21 protein-coding genes are annotated in these 22,372 nt (G+C 63.3%); 14 read left to right on the forward strand and 7 right to left on the reverse strand.

Annotated elements, in window-relative coordinates; all coding sequences use genetic code 11:
• From IG169_RS22745 to IG169_RS22765, 5 genes are all read right to left on the reverse strand, one after another.
• A partial coding sequence (locus IG169_RS22745; RefSeq protein WP_193178569.1) for a 2-dehydro-3-deoxygalactonokinase occupies positions 1–935 on the reverse strand: 935 nt, incomplete at its 3' end.
• Between the two features lie 67 nt (positions 936–1,002).
• On the reverse strand, positions 1,003–3,075 hold the full coding sequence (locus tag IG169_RS22750; protein ID WP_193178570.1) for an alpha-galactosidase: 2,073 nt from the start codon (positions 3,073–3,075) through the stop codon (positions 1,003–1,005).
• Between the two features lie 26 nt (positions 3,076–3,101).
• On the reverse strand, positions 3,102–3,950 hold the full coding sequence (locus IG169_RS22755) for a carbohydrate ABC transporter permease (protein ID WP_193178571.1): 849 nt from the start codon (positions 3,948–3,950) through the stop codon (positions 3,102–3,104).
• A gap of 3 nt (positions 3,951–3,953) precedes the next feature.
• Complete coding sequence (locus tag IG169_RS22760; RefSeq protein WP_428982281.1) at positions 3,954–4,772, reverse strand: carbohydrate ABC transporter permease; 819 nt, start codon at positions 4,770–4,772, stop codon at positions 3,954–3,956.
• A gap of 225 nt (positions 4,773–4,997) precedes the next feature.
• Complete coding sequence (locus IG169_RS22765) at positions 4,998–6,239, reverse strand: ABC transporter substrate-binding protein (protein ID WP_193178573.1); 1,242 nt, start codon at positions 6,237–6,239, stop codon at positions 4,998–5,000.
• A 229-nt stretch (positions 6,240–6,468) separates the two neighbouring features.
• On the opposite strand from IG169_RS22765, the gene IG169_RS22770 reads away from it, so the two are divergent.
• The 3 genes from IG169_RS22770 (at position 6,469) to IG169_RS22780 (ending at position 9,396) form a co-directional block, all read left to right on the forward strand.
• Positions 6,469–7,254 (forward strand): IclR family transcriptional regulator, encoded by a 786-nt coding sequence (locus IG169_RS22770; RefSeq protein WP_193178574.1) that lies wholly within the window; start codon positions 6,469–6,471, stop codon positions 7,252–7,254.
• A 28-nt stretch (positions 7,255–7,282) separates the two neighbouring features.
• The gene (locus IG169_RS22775) at positions 7,283–8,359 is read left to right on the forward strand and encodes an ABC transporter ATP-binding protein (RefSeq protein WP_193178575.1); all 1,077 of its coding nucleotides are present in this window, start codon (positions 7,283–7,285) and stop codon (positions 8,357–8,359) included.
• 77 nt (positions 8,360–8,436) lie between these two features.
• Positions 8,437–9,396, forward strand: a complete 960-nt coding sequence (locus tag IG169_RS22780; RefSeq protein WP_193178576.1) for a LysR family transcriptional regulator — start codon at positions 8,437–8,439, stop codon at positions 9,394–9,396.
• Here IG169_RS22780 and IG169_RS24470 read toward each other — a convergent pair.
• A complete protein-coding gene (locus tag IG169_RS24470) occupies positions 9,284–9,514 on the reverse strand; it encodes a helix-turn-helix domain-containing protein (RefSeq protein WP_428982282.1) in 231 nt (76 codons plus the stop codon). The genes IG169_RS22780 and IG169_RS24470 overlap by 113 nt on opposite strands.
• Between IG169_RS24470 and IG169_RS24160 the strand changes: the two genes are divergently transcribed.
• The 9 genes from IG169_RS24160 to IG169_RS22825 all read left to right on the forward strand — a co-directional run bounded on the left by IG169_RS24160 (position 9,419) and on the right by IG169_RS22825 (position 19,234).
• On the forward strand, positions 9,419–9,634 hold the full coding sequence (locus tag IG169_RS24160; protein ID WP_246717533.1) for a hypothetical protein: 216 nt from the start codon (positions 9,419–9,421) through the stop codon (positions 9,632–9,634). The two genes, IG169_RS24470 and IG169_RS24160, sit on opposite strands and share 96 nt — an antisense overlap.
• 112 nt (positions 9,635–9,746) lie before the next feature.
• Positions 9,747–10,811: a multiple monosaccharide ABC transporter substrate-binding protein gene (gene chvE / locus IG169_RS22790; protein ID WP_193178578.1), complete on the forward strand. Its 1,065-nt coding sequence runs from the start codon at positions 9,747–9,749 to the stop codon at positions 10,809–10,811.
• A gap of 92 nt (positions 10,812–10,903) precedes the next feature.
• Complete coding sequence (gene mmsA / locus IG169_RS22795; protein WP_193178579.1) at positions 10,904–12,424, forward strand: multiple monosaccharide ABC transporter ATP-binding protein; 1,521 nt, start codon at positions 10,904–10,906, stop codon at positions 12,422–12,424.
• A gap of 18 nt (positions 12,425–12,442) precedes the next feature.
• Positions 12,443–13,645 carry a multiple monosaccharide ABC transporter permease gene (gene mmsB / locus IG169_RS22800; RefSeq protein WP_193178580.1) on the forward strand — a complete coding sequence of 401 codons (1,203 nt, stop codon included), beginning with the start codon at positions 12,443–12,445 and terminating at the stop codon, positions 13,643–13,645.
• A 39-nt stretch (positions 13,646–13,684) separates the two neighbouring features.
• Positions 13,685–15,427 (forward strand): L-arabinonate dehydratase, encoded by a 1,743-nt coding sequence (gene araD, locus IG169_RS22805; protein WP_193178581.1) that lies wholly within the window; start codon positions 13,685–13,687, stop codon positions 15,425–15,427.
• Positions 15,424–16,368, forward strand: coding sequence for a Gfo/Idh/MocA family protein (locus IG169_RS22810; protein WP_210326169.1), 945 nt, complete (start codon positions 15,424–15,426; stop codon positions 16,366–16,368). The genes araD and IG169_RS22810 overlap by 4 nt, the downstream gene beginning before the upstream one ends.
• A gap of 7 nt (positions 16,369–16,375) precedes the next feature.
• Positions 16,376–17,356: a 2-dehydro-3-deoxygalactonokinase gene (locus tag IG169_RS22815; protein WP_210326163.1), complete on the forward strand. Its 981-nt coding sequence runs from the start codon at positions 16,376–16,378 to the stop codon at positions 17,354–17,356.
• Position 17,357: 1 nt separating this feature from the next.
• Positions 17,358–18,275, forward strand: a complete 918-nt coding sequence (locus IG169_RS22820) for a dihydrodipicolinate synthase family protein (protein ID WP_193178583.1) — start codon at positions 17,358–17,360, stop codon at positions 18,273–18,275.
• Positions 18,276–18,307: 32 nt separating this feature from the next.
• Positions 18,308–19,234 carry an SMP-30/gluconolactonase/LRE family protein gene (locus IG169_RS22825; RefSeq protein ID WP_193178641.1) on the forward strand — a complete coding sequence of 309 codons (927 nt, stop codon included), beginning with the start codon at positions 18,308–18,310 and terminating at the stop codon, positions 19,232–19,234.
• Positions 19,235–19,265: 31 nt separating this feature from the next.
• Here the strand turns inward: IG169_RS22825 and IG169_RS22830 are convergent, their stop codons facing one another.
• Positions 19,266–20,051, reverse strand: a complete 786-nt coding sequence (locus IG169_RS22830) for a DeoR/GlpR family DNA-binding transcription regulator (protein ID WP_193178584.1) — start codon at positions 20,049–20,051, stop codon at positions 19,266–19,268.
• A gap of 233 nt (positions 20,052–20,284) precedes the next feature.
• On the opposite strand from IG169_RS22830, the gene IG169_RS22835 reads away from it, so the two are divergent.
• On the forward strand, positions 20,285–21,259 hold the full coding sequence (locus tag IG169_RS22835) for an ABC transporter substrate-binding protein (protein WP_193178585.1): 975 nt from the start codon (positions 20,285–20,287) through the stop codon (positions 21,257–21,259).
• 93 nt (positions 21,260–21,352) lie between these two features.
• A complete protein-coding gene (locus IG169_RS22840; RefSeq protein WP_193178586.1) occupies positions 21,353–22,372 on the forward strand; it encodes a quaternary amine ABC transporter ATP-binding protein in 1,020 nt (339 codons plus the stop codon).

Here is a 22,372-nt window from a genome sequence, read left to right on the forward strand (position 1 = left end):
ACGGATCTGTTTTTCCAGAGTGCCGAGGCAGCGCCGGTCAGGCCTGCTATCACCAGGGCGTCACCGTCATGCGACCGGTATTGGACACCGGCAATGGCAAGTGCCTCGGCGTAGACGGTGCCCGGCATGTTCCCCGCCACGAGATCGATCTTCTCCGTCGTGGAAAAACGGGGCAGCGCGCCGGCAATTTCCTGGCCAATCAGGCAACCGGACAGCGACGCCCGCGCGTCGGCCGGCGAAAGATTGTGCAGGAGCCCGGCCGCACGGATCGAAAACAGGCGCGCGAGAAAGTCGGCCGGAGAATTCAGGCTCGCCTCGACGGCTGTCTTGAATGCGGATGATTTCGGATCGACGGGACCGGCCGACAATGAATGATGCAGTACCGAATGCGCGGCCATCACCGCATACATGTCGCCGGTGATGAAACTTGCGAAATCGATTACGGACCTGCCTTCCATATGCACCCATTTGGAATGGGTTCCCGGCATGCATACGATGCGTTTCATGTCGTCCGCCACGGGCGAAAGCCGGCTCAGACCGAACAATTGGGTCTCCTCGGAACGCATCACGTCGGGCGCGGCAAGGTCGGTTTTGGAGAGGCCGGGGAGGATGCGAATGTCGCGGGCGACGCCATCGACGGGCGCCGCATTGCCGGGGATGCGGTCGAGCGAGACGGGTACCGGAAGGTAGCCTGCCTCGACCCAGCCCTGACGCGAGCCCACCATGCCGCACATGATGACCGGGATATCCGCGGAGACCGCCAGCGCGTCGAGATGCGTGTCCAGTATGGACTGGAAATGCTCGCGTGGTGTTGCTGCCATACCCTGATCGGAGCGGCGTTCCGCCAGAACCGAGCCGTCGGCGGTCAGAAGCCACACCCGCAAATGTGACGTGCCCCAATCCACTGCGACAAACGCCGCCGATCGATGTGCCATCACCGTGTTCCTCCGCCCGCAATCCGGACGGACGCATCATTCAGGCTTTCCTGGATCTGCCGTCCGGTCATCCCTGCGTCCTGATTCCTTCGACGACGGTCATCGTCGCCGGGAAGGCGTTGGGAAGCGGAAGTCCGGACTGCATCAGCGCGCGGCCGGATAGCGCGAGAGGTTCGCCGCGCATGAAATCGGTTGCCGTATTTCTGTTCAGTATTTCCGGAGTGTCCTCGTGATTTGCGAGCCTGACCGTGTAACGCGCATCGGGATCGAGACCGGCAAGCGCGAAGGGCCGCGCGGCAACAGCGCGCGACGTGCCTGCCTGTCCCTTGAACAGGACAAAACGATCGCGTTTGTCGTCGATGTGAATTTCCGCGAAGACTTCCGGATCGTTGCTTTCGAGCAGGTATTGCCGCGCGGAAAAGAGAAATTCGCGGTTGGCTTTCCACCAGGCCGTGGCCCTTTTCAGAATCGCGGCCTCGTCATCGGTCAGTTCTCGCGGGTCCATTTCGAAGCCCATGTGCCGCTGCGCGGCCACCCAGGCGCGGAACGCCATCGACAGGACGCGCCCGGACGTGTGGCATCGGCGCGGGCCGACATGGCTGCCGACGAATTCCGGCGGCAGGAAACGCGCGGCCTCGTGCTGCATGTGCAATCGCTCCAGCGCATCGTTCGAATCCGAAAGCCATACGCGCGTAGCCCTGGAGAGGATGCCGTAGTCGATACGGCCGCCACCCGACGCGCAGCTTTCGAACTGGACATCGGGATGCGCCTCGCGCAACCGGTCGAGCAGGCCATAGAGCGCGCGCGTCTGGCACGCGGTTCCTCCCGTCAGGATGCGGTTGTGATCCCATTTGACGTAGTCGACCGGATACTCGGACAGGACCGCGCCGATCCTCTCGTAAAGATAGTCGGCGACGCCGGGATGCGCGAGGTCCAGCACATGCTGGTGACGCCCGGACGGCTGCCGCTCCGGCCCGAGGATCCAGTCCGGGTGGGCGCGGCACAGATCACTGTCCTTGTTGACCATTTCCGGCTCGAACCAGATGCCGAAACGCATTCCGAGCCCGGTGACATGGTTGGCGAGCGGATGCAGCCCGTGCGGATACTTGGCCGGATCGACCGTCCAGTCTCCCAGGCTCGTCGTATCGTCGTTGCGGCCCTTGAACCAGCCGTCGTCCAGGACGAAGCGCTCCGCTCCCAGATCGGCGGCGATCGACGCGATCTGTTTCAGCTCTTCCAGATCATGCCGGAAATAGACCGCTTCCCAGCAATTGTAATGCACCGGACGAGGCACCGGCCGGGTGTGCAGGCGGCGGACATGCGCCTGGAAGGCGCGGGCGATTCCGTTCAGCCCATTGTCCGACCAGGCGACCAGCATTTGCGGTGTGTTTCCATCTCCCGGAAACGCGCCGGCCTGGACCTGACGGCGGCCGTCGGGCAGTTCCTCCGCCAGGACGCGGTGTCCGCCCGACCAGGCGAAACTGACGGCGAGCGCGGCGCCGGAATTTTCCCCGCAGGTCTCCTCCATGAAGGTCATCGCCGGAAAATGGGCGTGGCCCGTGCGGCCCTCGCGGCTCTCGCGAACATGGGCCCCGGTGACGAAACGCGTCTCCTGACGCTGGAACTCGCCGCACCAGCGCCCGCCGTGATCCATGATGCGCGGCATCGAGCCCGGCACGGGGACAGCGCCCGCCGCCAGCCAGGCGACCGTCAATCCGGGAGCCGTCTCCGCCCGCATGGAGAGAGCGAGCAGACCGGTGACCGGATCGACTTTCGCCTCGCCGGCGAGCTTCAGATCCCCGTCGGCGGTGGCGCATTTCCAGCGAAGCTCTCCGCCCGCGGCGGCCAGGTCGGCGGCAAGGCGCAGATCGGCGACGATGTCCACGCCTGAGGCGTCGGTCGCGGTGAGTCCCGGATGGCCCTGCCAACCGGTCGACGCGAGAGGGCAGAGCGTCAGTGGAACAAGCGGATCGAGCTGGCCGGCAGAGACACCCGGTATGTTCGCCAGCGCCAGCGTCTGCAGGTCCTCGTCCGGCGGGAGTGCCGGTCCAAACCAGACGAGCGCCGGCACGCCGCGCGCGAACGCGGCAAAGACGGCGCTCCGCCCGCCGCCATCGAGGCGGCAGCAGTCGACTGGCATGAGCTCGGCACCGGGCTGTCTCATCATCAGCCCTTGGTCGCGCCGAGCGTCAGGCCGGCGATGAAATGGCGCTGCATCAGGAAGAACATCAGAACAGGCGGCATCGCCGCGACGATCGAGCCGGCGGAAACGAGCTGCCATTGCGCGATCCACTGGCCGTTGAGCGAATAAAGACCGGCCGTCACCGGCTGCGTCTCGGCGCTTGTGGTCAGCACCGTCGCCCAGAAATAGTCGTTCCAGATGAACGTGAAGATGAGCACCGAAAGCGCGGCAAGCGCGGGCCGCATCAGCGGCAGCACGATGTACCAGAAGATCTTGAACTCCGACACGCCTTCGACGCGTGCCGACTCGATCAGTTCAAAGGGCAGTCCCCTGATGAAATTGCGCATGAACAGCGTGCAGAAGCCGGACTGGAAGGCGATATGGAACAGCGCCAGGCCGGTAATCGTGTTGTAGAGGCCCGTCTGCACCGTCAGGTCGCGAACCGGCACCATGAGGATCTGGAACGGCACGAAATTGCCGGCGACGAACATGAAGAAGACCAGCAGATTGGACCGGAAGCGGTAGACGGCGAGTGCGAAGCCCGAAAGGCAGGAGAGCGCGACGGCGCCGATCACCGTCGGGATCGTCACCTTGAAAGAGTTCAGGATGTAGCTGGCGATCGGCGAATTCCTGAAGACGTCGAGATAGTTCGAGAAAGCGAGATAGCTCGGCGGTCCGAAATAGTTGCCGGCGGCAAGATCGCTCGACGGCTTTAGCGACGTCATGGCGACGCCGAGCAGTGGCAGCAGCCACAGGACAAGCGCAACGGGCAGGGCGACCTTGTAAAGGACCTGGATGGGGGGGGCGGTCTTCTCTATCGGTTTTGGAAACATTGCTCAGCCTCCCTGCTCGTCGCGGACCATCTTCCAGATGAAGCCGGAGATGAAGACCATCATGATGGCGAACAGGACGACCGCGATCGCCGCGCCGTAGCCCATGCGGTATCCGTATTCCGAGAGAGCCTGCTCGTACATGTAGAAGGACAGGACCCGGCTGGAGCCGTAGGGGCCGCCGTCGGTCATGATCGAGACGAGGTCGAAGGAGCGCAGCGCGCCGATGACCGTGACGACGACGGCGATGAAGGTCGCCGGGCGCAACTGCGGCACGATGACGAACCAAAGCATGCGCCAGCCCTTGGCGCCATCGAGGCGGGCGGCCTCGATCTGATCGGGCGAAACGTTGTTTAGGCCGGTCAGATACAGAATCATGCAATAGGCGATCTGCGGCCATAGGCCCGCGGCGATGATGCCGTAGGTGACATAGCGGTCGTCGGCGAGCACGGCGACGCCGGTGCCGGTCAACCACTCGATCAAATGGTAGAACAGGCCAAAATTCGGTGCGTAGAACCACGAAAAGATCAGGCCAACCACGACCTGGCTAATCACGAAGGGAAAGAAAAACAGCGACTTGTAGATGCGGATTCCGCGCACCGTCTGGTTCAGGAACAGGGCGATGAACAGCCCTGCGGGAACCGCCAGCATGTAGAGAACGAGCCAGAGAATGTTGTTTTTCAGCGATGTGTAGAACGCGTCGTCATCGAACAGTTCCCGGTAGTTTTCCAGCCCGATCCAGGCCTTCGCGCCGAGTCCGTCCCAGTCGTAGAAGCTCAGCCACATCGATTCGACGATCGGGTAGATCACGTAGAGCAAAAACATCGCGATGCCGGGAGCGAGAAACAGCCATGGCGCCAGCTTGCGCTGGTTGCGCCTCCAGTAGCTCCGGTTGACACTGGTCGCCTCGGCACTGGCGGCTATCGCTGAATCGGTCATGGTCTCCTCCCGTTCGCATGCCGCCCGGCGGACGGATCGAACCCGTTTCCCGCCGAACCCGCCAGGCAATTCCGGTGCAGCCGGGCGGTCGGAGCCGCCCGGCCGCGATGCTTACTTGTAGATACGCTGGCGCGCCTTTTCGAGCCGGGCGAGGATCGAGTCGACCTTGTCCGGCTTGACCATGAATTCCTGGAAGCCTTCCATGCCGATCTTGGCCATTTCGGCCGGCGCGTCGCGGTCGAAGAACTGGGCGATGCCGCCCGGCGTCGTCGACAGGAGCTTGAACCCGGCCTGGAGGAACGGATCGTCACCGACCGAGGAGCCCGAGTTGATGGGCAATTGCCCCAGCGCCTCGTTCAGCTTGGTCTGCACGTCGGCAGTGGCAAGGTAGGCGAGGAACTTCTTGGCGTCCGCGACGTTCTTGGCGCCCGCCGGAATATGGACCGTGTCGGTCGGCGCTTCCTCGGCGCGCGGTACATCGGGATTGATCGTCGGGAAGGGCATGAAGCCGAGGGTGTCATTGGTCATCCCGCCATCCTTGAAGACGGCGACGGCGAAGTTGCCCATGACGTAATTGGCGGCCTTGCCCTGCACCAGAAGCGATGCGGCGTCCTGCCATTCAAGCGCTGCGTGGTTGGCCGTCACGTAGCCGGGCTCGACGAGCTTGGCCCATTCCGCGAAGGTCGCCTTTACGCGATCGTCGGTCCAGGCGACCTTGCCGGCGGTGAGATCCATGTGGAACTCGTAGCCGTTGGTGCGCATGTTGAGGTAGTCGAAGATGCCGGCTCCCGGCCACAGCGCCTTCGTGCCCGTGGTCACGCAGTCGATACCGGCGGCCTTGAACTTGGCGCAGTTGGATATGAATTCATCCCAGGTAGCAGGCACTTCGACGCCGGCCTTCTTGTAGGCGTCCTTGTTGTAGTAAATGCCCCACTGATAATAGGTATAGGGGATACCCCACTGCTTGCCGTCGATTGTCATCGAGGCGAGCGCCGAGCCGAGCGACTTGTCGAGTCCGTTTTCGGCCCAGACATCCGATATGTCCATGAACTGCCCCGAGTTGACGAAGGGCGCCATCCGGTTGCCGGCATACCAGTTCGCAAGGTCCGGCGCGTCGGCGGTCAGGAAGTTGCGGATCGCCGTCTTGTAGCCCTCGTGGTCGAAATTTTGCAGGACAACATCGATGTCGGGATTGGCTGCCTCGAAATCGGCGATGGCGGCCTCGAAGGCAGCCAGCGGCGCGGGATCGAAGTCGGCGTAGTAATTCAGCGTGCGCTGCTGGGCGATGGCGGTCGATGACATCAGAGCCGCCGTCGCGATGCCCAGCATTGCGGATTTCGAAATTGGTTTCATGGCTTGGTAATCCTCCCGTTGCATGGCGGCCTCCACCGCCGTCGACACATTCCCTGACGCCCGCTTGCGCGGGCACGGGTCGCAGCCCTTGTACAGTCCAGCTGCGAGCGACAAGTCAAAGTTCCATTATATGGAACAGCGTTTGACTATTCAGAACTATTTGTCTATAAGACCCAAAAGTCAAGGGCGTGCGCGTCGCCGGACCGCATGGAGCATCGGCAGGAGGATCATGAGCAAGACGTTAGCCGAAAGCGGAACCGGAACGCTTGGAAAAGCAATGGATGTCCTGGAGGTCGTGGCGAGTGCCAAAAGCCCGTTGCGGTTCAAGGACTTGTTGGCGACCGTCGACCAGCCGCGCGGGACCCTTCACCGCCAGATCACCAACCTGATCGATGAAGGCCTGCTGCAGGTCAACGCTGATCATTCCTATGCCCTTGGCCTTCGGCTTTTAAAATTTGCCTCAAACGCATGGGCGGGAAACCGCTTCCGCGAGATCGCCGAACCGCATCTGCAGATGCTGCACGAAAAGGTCGGAGAGACGATCCATCTCGGCGTGCTCCAGGGCGTTGAGGTGATCTATCTCGATAAAGTGGAATCGCGCCAGTCGGTGCGCATGCACAGCCAGATCGGCAACGCGTCGCCCGCCTTCTGCACCGGCGTCGGAAAGGCAGCGATGTCGCTCTTGTCCGACGAGGAACTCGAGGAGCGAATTGCGCGTGTTCGTTTCCACACCTATACGCCGAACACGCTTCGCGACGCGGACGCCTTTCGGCGCGAAATCGCCGACATACGCGAAAAGGGCTACGCGCTGGACCGCGAGGAACACGAAGCCGGGATCCACTGTATCGCCGCGCCGATCGCCTCGTTGGAGCGCTCATTCTATGCAGGAATTTCGATCACCGCGCCGGTCTACCGGATCTCCATGGACCAGTTGGAGGACTGGGCCGACGACGTGCGCCACGCCGCCGCGGCGATCATGGACGACATGAAGGTGAAGCTCGGCCCGCGCGGCTGACGACCGGTTTTTCAAAGGGAGGATGGCAATGGCAAACGTCGAAGTAAAACAACTCAGGAAGTCCTTTGGCAGCGTCGACGTTATCCATGGCGTCGACCTGTCGATCGACTCTGGAGAATTCGCGGTCTTCGTTGGCCCGTCGGGCTGCGGCAAGTCCACCCTGCTGCGTCTCATCGCCGGCCTCGAAGATGCGACCTCCGGGACTATCCATATCGGTGACGCCGATGTGACCCGTATCGAGCCGGCCGACCGTGGGGTCGCCATGGTGTTCCAGTCCTACGCACTCTATCCGCACATGTCGGTCGAGGAGAACATGGGGTTCGGCTTGCGCATGACCGGCACCGACCGGGCGGTCATCACGGAACGCGTCAACAAGGCGGCTCAGATCCTGCATCTCGACCAGCTCCTCGAACGCAAGCCGAAGCAATTGTCTGGCGGCCAGCGCCAGCGCGTTGCCATCGGCCGGGCCATCGTGCGCGAACCAAAAGTGTTTCTCTTCGACGAGCCGCTGTCGAATCTTGATGCCGAACTGCGGGTGCAGATGCGCCTGGAAATCGCCAAGCTGCACAACGACCTTGGCGCGACGATGATCTATGTCACCCATGACCAGGTCGAAGCGATGACGCTCGCCGACAAGATCGTGGTGCTCCGTTCGGGGCGGATCGAACAGGTTGGCGCGCCGCTGGAGCTCTACGGTGATCCCGACAACATCTTCGTCGCGGGCTTCATTGGCTCGCCGAAGATGAACTTCCTGCCCGCCATTGTTGAAAGCACATCGGGCGATGCGGCAACGGTGCGGCTCAGGGAGCTCGGCAGCGCGCCTTTTTCGGTCCCCGTCCAGGCGCCGGCGGGAGCGGAGGTGATCGTCGGCATCCGGCCAGAACACTTCGACAGCAACGGTACGGCCCATATCGAGGCCAGGATTGACGTGATCGAACATCTTGGTGGCGTGTCTTACGGGTATGCCGCCGCGAGCGGCGACGAACCGTTGACGATTGCGCTTGCGGAAAATACGGCAGCGAAAGCAGGCGCGGTGTTTACAGCCCGCTTTGACCCGGCGCGCGCCTTCCTGTTCGATCCCGAAACGGGGCTGCGAATTCGCTGACGAACCCGGTTTCCGGCAGATTGATCGATGCGAGGAAATACATCCCTGCATCTCGCGAGAGCGGATAGAGTGATAATATGCCCAATCTGGCCAACCGCCTGCAACTCAGGGATTTTCGACTGATCCAGGCCATCCGGGAAACCGGGCAGCTGGCACTGGCGGCCGAGCGCCTGGCGATGACGCAGCCGGCCGCATCGCGCATGCTCGCCGGTATCGAGCGCATGATCGGAACACCGGTCTTCATCCGCCATCCCAAGGGCATGACGCCGACTCCGGTCGGCGAGACACTGGCACGCAATGCCGACGGCCTGCTCAACGGACTGGACCGGACGCTGCGCGAAGTGGAGGCTGTCGGTTCGGGCCGCGCCGGCACCGCCCGCGTCGGTTCTGTGACCGGCGGTGCGGTCGCCTTTGTCGTGCCGGCGATCCAGCGGCTCAAGAAGACCGCTGCGGGCGCCGACATCCATGTCGACGTCGCCCCGAGCGACGCGCTCATCGACGGCCTTGTCCGCGGCGAATACGACTTCGTGCTTTCACGCATCCCGGCGGGAACGGATGCGCGCCAGTTCACGATCCGGCGCGGGCGGGTGGAACTGATCCGTTTCCTCGTGCGCGACGGTCATCCGCTGGCGGGGCGCGGACAGATCAATCTGGGCGACCTGGGCGGCTACGAGTGGGTGATCCAGGCGCCGCACACGCCGATGCGTCAGGCGGTGGAAGAGGCCTTCGTCTTCCAGGGCATTGCGCTGCCGAACGAGATCGTCAACACCACGTCGCTTCTGGTGATGATCGCCTATCTGGCCTCGACAGACGCCATCGCGCCGATCACACGCGAGGTGGCGGACCTGCTCGCTCCCGAGGTAGCCGGCAGCGGTCTGGTGGCACTCGACCCGGAAGAGCCGATTATCATCAACCCGTATCACCTCATTTCGCGCCGGAACCAGTTGATGAGCCCATTGGCGATGCAATTGCGCGAGCTCGTTTTCGCGGGATTGTCGGGCGAAACCGACGAAGCCGGCCGGACACCCGGCATTTGATCGATTCAAGAGTGGGGATGGGATGGCGGATGAAAACCGGTGTGCCGACCATGCGCTCGATACCGGCAAGCATGCGCGATATGCCCGGCTGCGTCATCGCCAGTCGCTCGGTCGCCAGCTGTCCGGTTTCCCGGATGGCCTGGATCAATCGAAAATCCCTGAGTTGCAGGCGGTTGGCCGGATGGGGCATTTCCGACTTATCAATCTTGTTATGCAGCCTGCCAATTTAATCATTTGAATTGCAATCTGCGAAATCCGTAACGTGAGGGCAGGATCAGGAGGATCCGTCACGCGTGTTGCTCGCCTTAAACGGAGGCGACGGCAGCACATCTACCTTTCGGGAGGAATTTATGAGGAAACTGATTTCCGTACTGGCCTCGTTTGCGCTCGGCGCGGGGCTTATGGCCGCACCTGCATTGGCACAGGACAAGGGAACCGTCGGCATCGCGATGCCGACCAAGTCGTCGGCGCGCTGGATTTCCGATGGCAATTCGATGGTCGAGCAGTTCGAGAAGGCGGGTTACGCCACCGATCTGCAATATGCCGAGGACGACATTCCCAACCAGCTCGCGCAGATCGAGAACATGATCACCAAGGGCGTAAACGTCCTCGTGATCGCTGCCATCGACGGCACGACGCTTTCCAATGCGCTTGAAAACGCCGCGGCGTCCGACATCAAAGTCATCGCCTATGACCGGCTTATCCGCGACAGCGGCAATGTCGACTACTACGCGACGTTCGACAACTTCAAGGTCGGCGTGCAGCAGGCGACCTCGCTGGTCAACGGCCTGAAGGAACGCTTCGGCGACGGACCGTACAATGTCGAGCTGTTCGGCGGTTCGCCGGACGACAACAATGCCTACTTCTTCTACAATGGCGCGATGAGCGTGCTGCAGCCGCTGATCGACGATGGCACGGTCGTCATCCAGTCCGGCCAGATGGGCATGGACACCGTCGGCACGCTGCGCTGGGATGGTGCGGTTGCCCAGTCGCGCATGGATAACCTTCTGTCCGCCCACTACACGGACAAGCAGGTCCAGGGCGTGCTTTCGCCCTATGACGGGCTGTCCATCGGAATCCTGTCCTCGCTCAAGGGCGTCGGCTACGGCTCCGGCGATCTGAAGATGCCGATCGTGACCGGTCAGGACGCCGAAATCCCGTCGGTCAAGTCGATCCTTGCGGGCGAGCAATACTCGACCGTCTTCAAGGATACCCGCGAACTGGCGCGCGTGACCGTCGGCATGGTCGACGCCCTGCTGCAGGGCGGCGAACCGGAAATCAACGACACCAAGACCTATGACAACGGCGTCAAGGTCGTCCCGTCCTACCTGCTCGAACCGGTCTCGGTCGACAAGTCGAACTGGGAAGACGTGCTGATCGGTTCCGGCTACTACACGATGGACCAGATCAAGTAAGCTGTCTGCTTCGTGACATTCCCGTCCGCGCCGATCGTGCGCGGGCGGGGTGTTCACCGACCGCGCGATTCACGGCATATCGAGGCACGGCAATGACACCTTTGCTGGAGATGCGCTCCATCACGAAGACCTTTCCGGGCGTCAAGGCGCTCGACGCGGTGAACCTCACCGTCATGGAAGGCGAGATTCACGCGCTTGTCGGCGAGAACGGCGCAGGCAAGTCGACCCTGATGAAGGTCCTGTCCGGCGTCTATCCTGCGGGCAGTTACGACGGCGAAATTCACTATGACGGCAACGTCGCCTCCTTCGGCGGGATCAGCGACAGCGAAGCTGTCGGCGTCATCATCATTCACCAGGAACTGGCGCTCGTGCCGCTTCTGTCGATTGCGGAGAACCTGTTCCTCGGCAATGAATGCGCCAAGGGCGGCGTCGTCAACTGGCGCGAAACCTTCCAGCGCACCGAGGGGCTGCTGAAGAAAGTCGGGCTTTCGGAAGCGCCGTCGGTGCTGGTCGACCGTCTCGGCGTCGGCAAGCAACAACTGGTCGAAATCGCCAAGGCGCTGTCGAAGGACGTGCGCCTGCTGATCCTCGACGAGCCCACGGCGGCCCTGTCGGAAAGCGACAGCCAGGCGCTGCTCGACCTGCTTCTGGAACTCAAGGCCCAGGGCGTCACCTCGATCATCATCAGTCACAAGCTCAACGAGGTGCGCCGGATCGCCGACCGGGTGACCGTCATCCGCGACGGCGCGACGATTTCCAGCATGGATGCGCGCACCGAGGAGATCACCGAAGACCGGATCGTACGCGACATGGTCGGGCGCGACATGGCGCATCGCTATCCGGAGCGCGAACGGCGCGCCGGTGAAATGCTGATGGAAGTGCGCAACTGGAACGTCTGGCATCCGGAACACTCCGAGCGCCAGGTGATCCATGACGCCAACCTGACGGTTCGCGCCGGCGAGGTCGTCGGCATTGCCGGGCTGATGGGCGCCGGGCGCACCGAACTGGCGATGAGCATTTTCGGGCGCAGCTACGGCCGCAAGATTTCCGGCGAGGTGCTGATGCACGGCGCCCCGGTCGACGTGTCGCGCGTCGACAGGGCGATTGCCGCCGGGCTGGCCTATGTCACGGAAGACCGCAAGACGCTTGGCCTGATCCTAGACGACACCGTCGAGCGCAACATCACGCTGGCCAATCTGCCGGCGGTATCATCACGGGGGGTCATCAGCGAGGCCCGGGAGACCGGCGTGGCGGAAAAATACCGCGCGGCGATGAATATCCGCACGCCGTCGGTTTTCCAGAAGACCGTCAACCTGTCGGGCGGCAACCAGCAGAAGGTCGTGCTGTCGAAGTGGCTCTTTGCTGGGCCGGAGGTCCTGATCCTGGACGAGCCGACGCGCGGCATCGATGTCGGTGCGAAGTTCGAGATCTACGGCATCATCAACGAACTGTCCGCAGAGGGCAAAGGGGTCATCATGATCTCGTCCGAGATGCCGGAAATGCTCGGCATGTGCGATCGTATCTACGTCATGAACGAAGGCGTGCTCGTCGGTGAACTCACCGCGGCGGAAGCCAGCCAGGAGCGCATCATGTCGCTCATCGTCACGGATTAGGGGGCGGAGGAAAAACAAATGGAAGTGGCACAGACCAGCACGGGCCGGACCGGGACGATGAACGGGATTGGCGCTTATCTCGCCAGGCACATGCGCGAATACGGGCTGCTGTTCGCGCTCATCGCGATCATGGTGTTTTTCCAGATCGTGACCGACGGTACGCTGCTGCGTCCGGTGAACATCACCAACCTGTTCCTGCAGAACAGCTACATCATCATCATGGCGCTCGGCATGCTGGTCGTCATCGTGTCGGGCAACATCGACCTGTCGGTGGGCTCGGTCATGGGGTTCATCGGCGCCCTGGCTGCGGTGATGATCGTCCACTGGGACTGGTCGGTATACCTTGCGATCCCGGCTTGTCTGCTCGTCGGCATCGGCATCGGCGCCGCTCAGGGCTATTGGGTCGCCTACTGGAAAATACCCTCCTTCATCGTGACCTTGGCCGGCATGCTGGTATTTCGCGGACTGTCGCTCTGGCTGCTGGAAGGCCAGTCCGTCGGACCGTTTCCCAAGGGCTTCCAGGTCCTGTCGACCGGCTTCATTCCCGACTATTTCGGTATCGGGCGGCCGAACGGCACGGCGATCGCGGCCGGTCTGGTCGCCGTGGCGCTCATCATCTGGGTAGGGCTGCGCGACCGGGCGCATAACCGCAAATACGGCATCGAGGGCGAACCGGCCGCGTTCTTCTACGGACGCAACATCATCGTGGCCGGCGCGCTTCTGTTCGTCGCCTACAAGCTGTCGACTTTCCGCGGACTGCCGAACGTCCTGATCTCCATGGTGGTGCTGACCGTCATCTATGCCTTCATCACCGAGAACACGACGCTTGGCCGGCGTATCTACGCGCTGGGCGGCAACGAGAAGGCTGCGAAGCTGTCCGGCATCAAGACCGAACGGCTGACCTTCCTGGCCTTCGTCAATATGGGAATGCTCGCCGCTCTTGCCGGCCTGATCTTCGCCGCTCGCCTCAATACCGCGACGCCGAAGGCCGGATTTGCCGTGGAGCTCGACGTGATCGCAGCCGTCTTCATCGGCGGGGCCTCAATGTCGGGCGGTGTCGGCAAGATCGTCGGCGCGGTCGTCGGCGCCTTTATCATGGGGGTCATGAACAACGGCATGTCGATCATGGGCATCGGTATCGACTATCAACAGGTCATCAAGGGCCTTGTCCTGCTCGCGGCCGTGGTCTTCGACGTCTACAACAAGCAAAAACAGGGCTGATGGCACGCCGTCGAGCCGTTCTCCCTTTGAGGAATTCAAATGAGTTTCAAGCCCGCTAAGTGGCCGCGCAAATTGCGGTCCCAGGAATGGTTCGGCGGAACCGGCCGCGATCAGATCTACCATCGCGGCTGGATGAAGAACCAGGGCTTCCCGCACGACATGTTCGACGGCCGGCCGGTGATCGGCATCCTCAATACATGGTCGGAACTGACGCCCTGCAACGCGCATCTGCGCGATCTCGCCGAGCGGGTGAAGAACGGGATCTACGAGGCGGGCGGCTTCCCGGTCGAGGTGCCGGTCTTCTCGGCGGCGGAAAGTTCGTTCCGTCCGACGGCGATGATGTTTCGCAACCTCGCCGCACTCGCCGTCGAGGAGGCGATGCGCGGCCAGCCGATGGACGGCGCGGTGCTTCTCGTCGGCTGCGACAAGACCACGCCGAGCCTCCTGATGGGCGCGGCGTCGACAGATCTGCCGTCGATCGTGGTGACGGGCGGGCCGATGCTGAACGGGTATTACCGCAACGAGCGCGTCGGCTCCGGCACGCATCTGTGGAAGTTCTCGGAGGCCGTGAAGGCCGGCGAGATGACGGCGGACGAGTTCCTCGAGGCCGAGGCATCGATGTCGCGCTCGCCCGGTTCCTGCAACACGATGGGAACGGCCTCGACCATGGCCTCCATGGCCGAGGCGCTGGGCATGGCGCTTTCCGGCAATGCGGCGATCCCCGCCGTCGACAGCCGGCGCCGCGTGATGGCGCAACTCTCCGGCCGGCGCATCGTCCAGATGGTCAAGGATGATCTGAAACCCTCCGACGTGATGACCAAGCCAGCCTTCGAAAACGCGATCCGCACCAATGGCGCGATCGGCGGCTCGACCAATGCCGTGATCCATCTGCTCGCGATCGCCGGCCGCGTCGGCGTCGACCTGACGCTCGATGACTGGGACCGCTGCGGCCGCGACGTCGCGACGATCGTCAACCTGATGCCGTCGGGCGAATATCTGATGGAGGAATTCTTCTATGCCGGCGGTCTGCCGGTCGTGTTGAAGCGGCTCGGCGAGGCCGGATTGCTGCACAAGGATGCGTTGACGGTTGCTGGCGAACCGATCTGGGACCAGGTCAAGGATGTCGTGAACCACAACGAGGACGTGATCCTGCCCGTCGAAAAGGCGCTCACCGTGCAAGGCGGCATCGCTGTGCTGAAGGGAAATCTCGCGCCCAGCGGCGCGGTGATCAAACCATCGGCGGCCTCGCCGCAACTGATGAAGCATCGCGGCCGTGCCGTGGTCTTCGAGGACATCGACGACTACAAGGCAAAGATCGACGACGATGCGCTGGACGTGGACGAGACATGTGTCCTGGTGTTGAAAAACTGCGGGCCGAAGGGTTATCCGGGCATGGCCGAGGTCGGCAATATGGGCCTGCCGCCCAAGGTCCTGAAGAAGGGGATAACGGACATGGTGCGGATTTCGGATGCGCGCATGTCCGGCACCGCCTACGGAACCGTCGTGCTGCACACCTCGCCGGAAGCGGCGACAGGCGGCCCGCTGGCGGTCGTGCGCGACGGCGACATGATCGAGCTCGACGTTCCGGCACGACGCCTTCATCTCGACATTTCGGATGAGGAACTGGCGGCCCGTCTTGCCGAATGGGCTCCGCAGACCGAACAGCCGACATCCGGCTATGCCTGGTTACACCAGACCCACGTACAGGGCGCCGATACGGGCGCCGACCTCGATTTCCTCAAAGGCTGCCGCGGCGCGCCGGTTGGACGGGATTCGCACTGATGAGCATGAAAATCGCACTCGCCGGCATCGGCAAGATCGCGCGTGACCAGCATGTCCCGTCGATCAATGCGTCGGCCGACTGGGACCTCGCCGCGACCGTCTCGCGCCACGGGACCGTGGATGGCGTGGAGGCTTTCGACGATTTCGCGGCGCTTCTCGCGGCGCGCCCGGATATCAAGGTCGTATCGCTCTGCCTGCCGCCGGTGCCGCGGTTCGATTACGCGGCCGCCGCATTGAAAGCCGGCCGGCATGTGATGCTGGAAAAGCCGCCGGGGGCGACGCTGTCGGAATGCCACGCGCTCGCAGCGATGGCGCGCGAGGCGGGCGTCTCGATCTACGCCACATGGCATTCGCGGGAAGCGGCGCAGGTCGCGGCGGCGAAGGCATGGCTGAAAGGCAAGCGCCTGTACCGCCTCAAGGTCACCTGGAAGGAAGACGTGCGCCGCTGGCATCCGGGGCAGGCATGGATCTGGCAGGCGGGAGGCCTCGGCGTTTTCGATCCGGGTATCAACGCGCTGTCCATCCTGACCGAAATCCTGCCGGATCCTGTCCATCTCACCGGGGCTACGCTGGAGTTTCCGGAAAACCGCGAAACGCCGATCGCGGCCTCCCTGCGCTTCTTTCACCCGCATGGCGGCGATGTCTCTGCGGTCTTCGACTGGCGGCAGGACGGCGACCAGATATGGACCATCGAGGCGGAAACGGACGGCGGCAACCTGCTTCTCGCCGACGGCGGGGCGAAACTCGCCATCGACGGCCATTGGCAGGCGGAGACACATGATGACGGCAATCCGCTGCATGGCGAGTATCCGCGGCTTTATTCCAGAATGGCCGCGCTGGTGCGCTCTGGCGACATCGACATGGACCTGTCGCCGATGACCCATGTCGCGGACGCTTTCCTGCTCGGCAAACGCGTCACTGTCGACCCTTTCGACGAGTGAGGTGGCAGTGAGTGCATACGGGCCCATTGCGGATACGGACTGGATCGCCGTCGACTGGGGCACCAGTTCGCTTCGCGTGTGGGCTGTTGGGCGGGACGGCAGGGTTCTCGCCAAGGCGGCGTCGCAGGACGGAATGGGAACGCTTGCGCCCGATGGTTATGAACACGCGCTTTTGAAACTTGCGGGAAGCTTTCTGCCGGACAATCCGGAAAGGCCCGTGCCGGTGGTCGTCTGCGGCATGGCGGGCGCGAAACAGGCCTGGACGGAAGCAGCCTATCGCGCGGTCCCCTGCGAACCGGTTGCCGCGGGGCAGATGATGCCGGTGCCGACGCGCGATCCGCGACTTTCGGTGTCGATCGTCCCCGGCCTCTGCCAGATGACGCCGGCCAATGTCATGCGTGGCGAGGAAACCCAGCTTGCGGGTCTGGTGTCGCGGCTTGGTGCCGTCGACGCGACCGTCTGCATGCCGGGCACGCATAGCAAATGGGTGCAGCTGGAAGCGGGCAGGGTCGCGTCATTTTCGACTTTCATGACCGGTGAACTGTTCGCGGTCATCTCCGCCGACACCATCCTGTGCAAGACCATCGCCGCGCAGGGAGAGGACAGGGAGGCCTTCCTCGGTGCGGTCAATGAAATGCTGGACAATCCCGGCGGTCTGACCGGTGCGCTGTTTTCGGTCCGCGCGGGCGCACTGCTGACGGGACTGGACGGCGCCGCCGCCCGCTCGCGGCTTTCCGGTCTCCTGATCGGTGCGGAGCTTGCCGCGACGCGGGCGCAGTGGGCGCGCCGGACGGTCCATCTCGTCGGCTCGGGGCCGCTCGCAGAAGCTTATTCGGTCGCGCTGGAATCGGCCGGCGCGAAACCGGTGCAGGAAGACGCGGAGGCACTCACCCTTGCCGGCCTCGCGCAAGTGCGCGGCCTGATGAGCCGAACGATACCGCGGGACAAGACGCAGCGCCTGCCGAGACGATTGAGTGAAAGGACATGAGATGAAACACAGACTTGCCGGCATCCTGCCCGTGGCGCCGACGCCCTTCCATGCCGACGGCCGCGTCGACGAGGAAGGCATGCGCCGGGTCATCGACTGCATGATCGACCAGGGCGTCGACGCCATCTGCATTCTCGCGAACTATTCCGAGCAGTTCCTGCTGTCGGACGAGGAGCGCGCGCTGCTGATGCGCCTCAGCCTCGAGCACGCGGCGGGCCGCGTACCGGTCATCGTCACGATCAGCCATTTCTCGACCGATATCGTCGTGCGCCGCGCCACGGATGCCGAGACGATGGGCGCCTCGATGGTGATGATGATGCCGCCCTATCACGGGTCGGGCCTCTATCCCGCGCCGCAGGGGATCTTCGAGCATTTCGAGGCCGTCGACGCGGCAATCTCGATCCCGGTCATGGTGCAGGATGCGCCGCTGTCAGGTGTGCCGCTTTCGGTCGATCTCCTGGCGCGGATGGCGCGCGAACTGGAAAATGTCAGCTATTTCAAGATCGAATGCCCGTTTGCCGCCGACAAGCTGGCGGCATTGATCGAGGCGGCGGGCGAGCATATCGCCGGGCCGTTCGATGGCGAGGAGGCCGTCACGCTGCTCGCCGATCTCGACGCGGGCGCCACGGGGACGATGACCTCGGCGATGTTCCCGGAAAAGATACGGCCCATCGTGACCGAATACCGCGCGGGCAATACCGATGCGGCGCTGTCGCAGTGGAAATCGTGTCTGCCGCTGATCAATCACGAGAACCGCCAATGCGGGCTGCGGGCGGCAAAAACCATTTTCATGGAAGGCGGCGTCATCGGCAGTGATTTCGTCCGGCACCCCCTGAAGCCGATGTCGGCGCGCACGCGGGGGCGCCTTGTGGAACTCGCGCGCGACCTGGACGTGCTCGCGCTTCAGTGGGGCAAGTGACGTCCGGCAGACGAGGAGCGGCATTCGTGACGATGGCCAAGGCAAGTACGCAGCGACTGCCGGCCGCTCGCTGCGAGTTGGGCGAAGGACCGCATTACGATCGGGCGACCGATACCGCCTGGTGGTTCGACATCGTCGGCCAGAAGCTTTTCGAACACCGCTTCGATACGGACGAGACGCGCATGCACGGCCTGCCGCGCATGGGCTCCGTGGCCGCGCGCATCGACGATGACCGTCAGCTCCTCGGCATGGAGGACGGGCTGTATCTGCGCACGAAAGCGGACGGCGTGCTGGCGCTGCTGGCGCCGCTCGAAGCGGACAATCCGGCGACGCGCTCCAATGATGGCCGCGTACACCCCTCCGGGAGGCTGTGGATCGGCACCATGGGCAAGAACGCCGAACGGCAGGCCGGCGCGATCTACTGGTTCGACGGTTGCACGGTGCGCACGCTTTTTCGCACGGTCACCATCCCGAACTCGATCTGCTTTTCGCCGGATGGCAGAACCGGCTATTTCGCCGACACGGCCGTCAACACGGTCTGGCGCGTGGCACTCGATGCCGCGACGGGTCTGCCGTTGGGCGAACCGGAATCCTTTCTGTCGGCGAAGGACCTGCCGCTGGGCGGCTATTTCGACGGGTCGGTCACGGATGCCGGCGGCGTACTGTGGAACGCGGCCTGGGGCGGCGGATCGGTTTCCGGTTTCGCGCCGGACGGCATGCTGATCCGGACATTCGAAGTGCCTGCCGCCCAGACGAGCTGTCCGTGTTTCGTCGGCCCAAAGCTCGATCGCATGCTGGTGACATCCGCCTGGCAGGGCTATTCCGATGCCGCGCGCGCGGCAGATCCCGGGGCCGGTTTCACCTATGTGATCGACGGCGGTTTCGACGGACATGCCGATTGTGCCTTCCGGCTCGACGCGGAAACCCGATCGGGCGACCCCAAGGACAGGGCGACCTGACCGACAGTCCCCTCAATCGGACTAATCCAGATTAATATTGCGAGGTCCCGGATCGTTTGGACACCGAAACCACCGTCAGTTCGGTTTCCGCGTGCTTCAAGGCCTCGACGATTTCCTCGGGCGGAGCGCTATCGGTGATGAGTTCGTCTATGGCGTCGAAGCCGCAGACGGTGACAAGGCCGCGGCGGCCGAATTTGGTATGGTCGGTGACAACGACCTTGCGCTCGCCGCAGGACAGCACCATCCGGGCAAACTCCGCTTCTTCCAGGTCGAAATCCATGACGCCGTTTTCCCCGACCGCACCGGTGGAGATCACGGCGTGGGCGACGGTGAAGCGGCTGATGAATTCAATCGCGGAAGCGCCGAAGGCGGCGCCGGAGTCGCTGCGCAATTCTCCGCCAGCCATGTAGACGCGGTTGCCGTTGACGGTCGCGAGCGTGCGGGCGACGTCGGAGGAATTGGTCACGACGGTCAGGCGGCGATGGCCCATCAGTTCGCGCGCGACGAAGCTCGTCGTCGTGCCGGTATCGAGCATGACGGAATCGCCGTTGCGGATCGTCGAGGCGAGGTGACGGGCAATCAGCTGCTTCGCGCTCGCGTTTTCGCGCATCCGGCGCTGGAACGGCGCTTCACCGATCTGGCCGGCAAGGCCGACCGCACCGTGAATTTTCAGGACGCTGCCGCTTTCGGTCAGCGGCTTGACGTCGCGGCGCACGGTTTCGAGCGATACGCCGAGCCGGGAAGCGAGCGCCGAGATGGTGACGCTTCCTTCCTCGTTCAGGATACGCAGGATTTCCGCGTGGCGCTTGGAAAGCATGGCGCTTGGCTCCGGATGTTGCCTATTCGATAGGCGCTGTCTGCTGTTTTTGCAATCAAATCCACAAATTCGGTCATAAAGGACACAAAAAACCACAAAACGTGATTGACAGGGCGTGAGTTCTCACGCGTTAATTTCGATCAGGACTAGGGTGTGGAGCAATGGCCGACCTGAAAAGGCCTGCGAATTGCGATCATCACGGGTCCCGGAACAGGGTGCACAGGGAGCTCGACATGAAAGCAATCGGATTCAAGACAAGGACGGTCGCCGCAAGCCTCGCGGTATCGGCAATCGCGATAATGGCCAGCTCGTTTTCGGCCACGGCGCAGGAATCGCAGGACCCCATCAAGCTGACGCTGCACGACTGGACCGGCCAGTTGATCACGACGCAGATCATGGGCGATGTGCTGCAGAAGGCCGGCTATAACGTCGAATATGTCCAGGCGGACTATCTCGCCCAGTTCGCGGGGCTCGAGACCGGCGACCTGGATGTCGCCATGGAAATGTGGGAGACGACCGGCCGCGAAGCGATGGATGCGGCGACGGCCACCGGCAAGGTCGAGAATTTCGGCCCGACCGGCATGAAAGCCAAGGAAGAGTGGTGGTATCCGTCCTACATGAAGGAGAAATGCCCGGGCCTGCCGAACTGGGAAGCATTGAAGGATCCGGCCTGTGCCGAGGCCTTCTCGACGGCGGAGACCGCACCGAAGGGCCGGTATCTCGGCGGCCCCGTCACATGGGGCGGCTTTGACGACGAACGCGTCGAGGCCCTCGACCTGCCGTTCGAGGTTATTCACGCGGGTACCGACGCGGCGCTGTTCGCGGAGCTGGAAAGCGCCTATCAGCGCAAGGCGCCGATCCTGCTGTGGATCTACGCGCCGCACTGGGCGCCGGCGAAATACGAAGGCGAGTGGGTCGATTTCCCCGAATATACGCCCGAGTGCTATAACGATCCGTCCTGGGGCATCAATCCGGACATGGCCTATGACTGCGGCAAGCCGCATGGCGAGATCTGGAAGGTCGGCTGGGCCGGCGTGAAGGACAAGTGGCCAGGCGCCTACGCGGCGATCAAGGCGTTCACCATCAACAATGACGAGATGGGCAAGATGATCACCGACGTCGACCTGAACGGCAAGACCGTGGAAGCGGTGACCGACGACTGGATGGCCGCCAACGAAGACCGCTGGATGACGTGGATCGGCAAGTAGTCTCGCCCCGAGCGAAAGCCGGTTGCGCCGCCGTCGACCTTTTAGCGACGGCGGCGTCCTTCCCCTGATACGATCCCATCTGCCGAGGCTTTGATGTCGCCGCCGGAAGCCAAACTCGTCTGCCGCAATATCTGGAAACTGTTCGGGCACGGCGCCCAGGAGTTTCTGGAGAAGTCCGGCGGCAACCCGACATTCGAACAGCTATCCGACGCGGGGCTCGTCAGCGCGGTGCGCAGCGTCGACCTGAGTGTGCATGAGGGCGAGATCTTCGTCATCATGGGACTGTCCGGGTCCGGCAAGTCGACGCTGGTGCGGTGTCTCTCGCGCCTCATCGAACCGACGGCGGGCGAGATCCTGTTCCATGGCGAGAACCTGCTGGCGGCAAGCGACGCCAAGATGATCGAGATCCGCCGCCACAAGATGGGCATGGTGTTCCAGCATTTCGCGCTGCTGCCGCACATGACGGTGCTCGCCAATGTCGCGTTTCCGCTGGAAGTGCAGGGTGTCGGCCGGGCCGAACGCGAGGAGCGCGCCCGGCAGATGATCTCGCTCGTCGGGCTGAACGGCCGCGAGGAGGCCTATCCGCGGCAATTGTCGGGCGGCCAGCAGCAGCGCGTCGGCATCGCCCGGTCGCTCGCCGTCGAGCCGGAGCTCTGGTTTCTCGACGAACCGTTTTCGGCGCTCGATCCGCTGATCCGCCGCGAGATGCAGGATGAGTTCATTCGCCTGCAATCGGTCCTGAAGAAGACCATCGTCTTCATCACCCACGATTTCGACGAAGCGATCCGCCTGGCCGACAGGATCGCCATCATGAAGGACGGAGAGATCGTCCAGGCCGGCACGCCCGAGGACATCGTGCTCAATCCGGCCACGGACTATGTGCAGGAGTTCACCCGCGCCGTACCGCGGGCCAAGGTCGTGCGCGTTCGGTCGGCGATGCAGCCGGTCGGCGGCGACGCACCGACGGCTGCGGTATCCGCCCATGCGACCATCGCCGAGGCGGCGCCCCTGTTCCTCCAGGGGGCGGAACGGCTGCGGGTGACAGGAGCGGATGGCGAGACGCTGGGTGAATTGCGCCGCGCCGACGTGATCGATCTCGTATTGCAGGGCTGA

It is taken from the genome of Oricola nitratireducens (assembly GCF_014904745.1).
In the GTDB taxonomy this organism is placed as follows: Bacteria; Pseudomonadota; Alphaproteobacteria; order Rhizobiales; family Rhizobiaceae; genus Oricola; species Oricola nitratireducens.

Coding starts and splice junctions, on each gene's coding strand:
- IG169_RS24160 (WP_246717533.1), top strand. CDS start 9,419: ATGGCGGATGAAAACCGGTGTGCCGACCATGCGCTCGATACCGGCAAG.
- IG169_RS22775 (WP_193178575.1), top strand. CDS start 7,283: ATGGCAAACGTCGAAGTAAAACAACTCAGGAAGTCCTTTGGCAGCGTC.
- IG169_RS22755 (WP_193178571.1), bottom strand. CDS start 3,950: ATGTTTCCAAAACCGATAGAGAAGACCGCCCCCCCCATCCAGGTCCTT.
- IG169_RS22760 (WP_428982281.1), bottom strand. CDS start 4,772: ATGTTTTTGCTCTACGTGATCTACCCGATCGTCGAATCGATGTGGCTG.
- IG169_RS22780 (WP_193178576.1), top strand. CDS start 8,437: ATGCCCAATCTGGCCAACCGCCTGCAACTCAGGGATTTTCGACTGATC.
- IG169_RS22830 (WP_193178584.1), bottom strand. CDS start 20,051: ATGCTTTCCAAGCGCCACGCGGAAATCCTGCGTATCCTGAACGAGGAA.
- IG169_RS22765 (WP_193178573.1), bottom strand. CDS start 6,239: ATGAAACCAATTTCGAAATCCGCAATGCTGGGCATCGCGACGGCGGCT.
- IG169_RS22825 (WP_193178641.1), top strand. CDS start 18,308: ATGGCCAAGGCAAGTACGCAGCGACTGCCGGCCGCTCGCTGCGAGTTG.
- chvE (WP_193178578.1), top strand. CDS start 9,747: ATGAGGAAACTGATTTCCGTACTGGCCTCGTTTGCGCTCGGCGCGGGG.
- IG169_RS22840 (WP_193178586.1), top strand. CDS start 21,353: ATGTCGCCGCCGGAAGCCAAACTCGTCTGCCGCAATATCTGGAAACTG.
- IG169_RS22820 (WP_193178583.1), top strand. CDS start 17,358: ATGAAACACAGACTTGCCGGCATCCTGCCCGTGGCGCCGACGCCCTTC.
- IG169_RS22770 (WP_193178574.1), top strand. CDS start 6,469: ATGAGCAAGACGTTAGCCGAAAGCGGAACCGGAACGCTTGGAAAAGCA.
- mmsA (WP_193178579.1), top strand. CDS start 10,904: ATGACACCTTTGCTGGAGATGCGCTCCATCACGAAGACCTTTCCGGGC.
- IG169_RS22750 (WP_193178570.1), bottom strand. CDS start 3,075: ATGCCAGTCGACTGCTGCCGCCTCGATGGCGGCGGGCGGAGCGCCGTC.
- IG169_RS22835 (WP_193178585.1), top strand. CDS start 20,285: ATGAAAGCAATCGGATTCAAGACAAGGACGGTCGCCGCAAGCCTCGCG.
- araD (WP_193178581.1), top strand. CDS start 13,685: ATGAGTTTCAAGCCCGCTAAGTGGCCGCGCAAATTGCGGTCCCAGGAA.
- mmsB (WP_193178580.1), top strand. CDS start 12,443: ATGGAAGTGGCACAGACCAGCACGGGCCGGACCGGGACGATGAACGGG.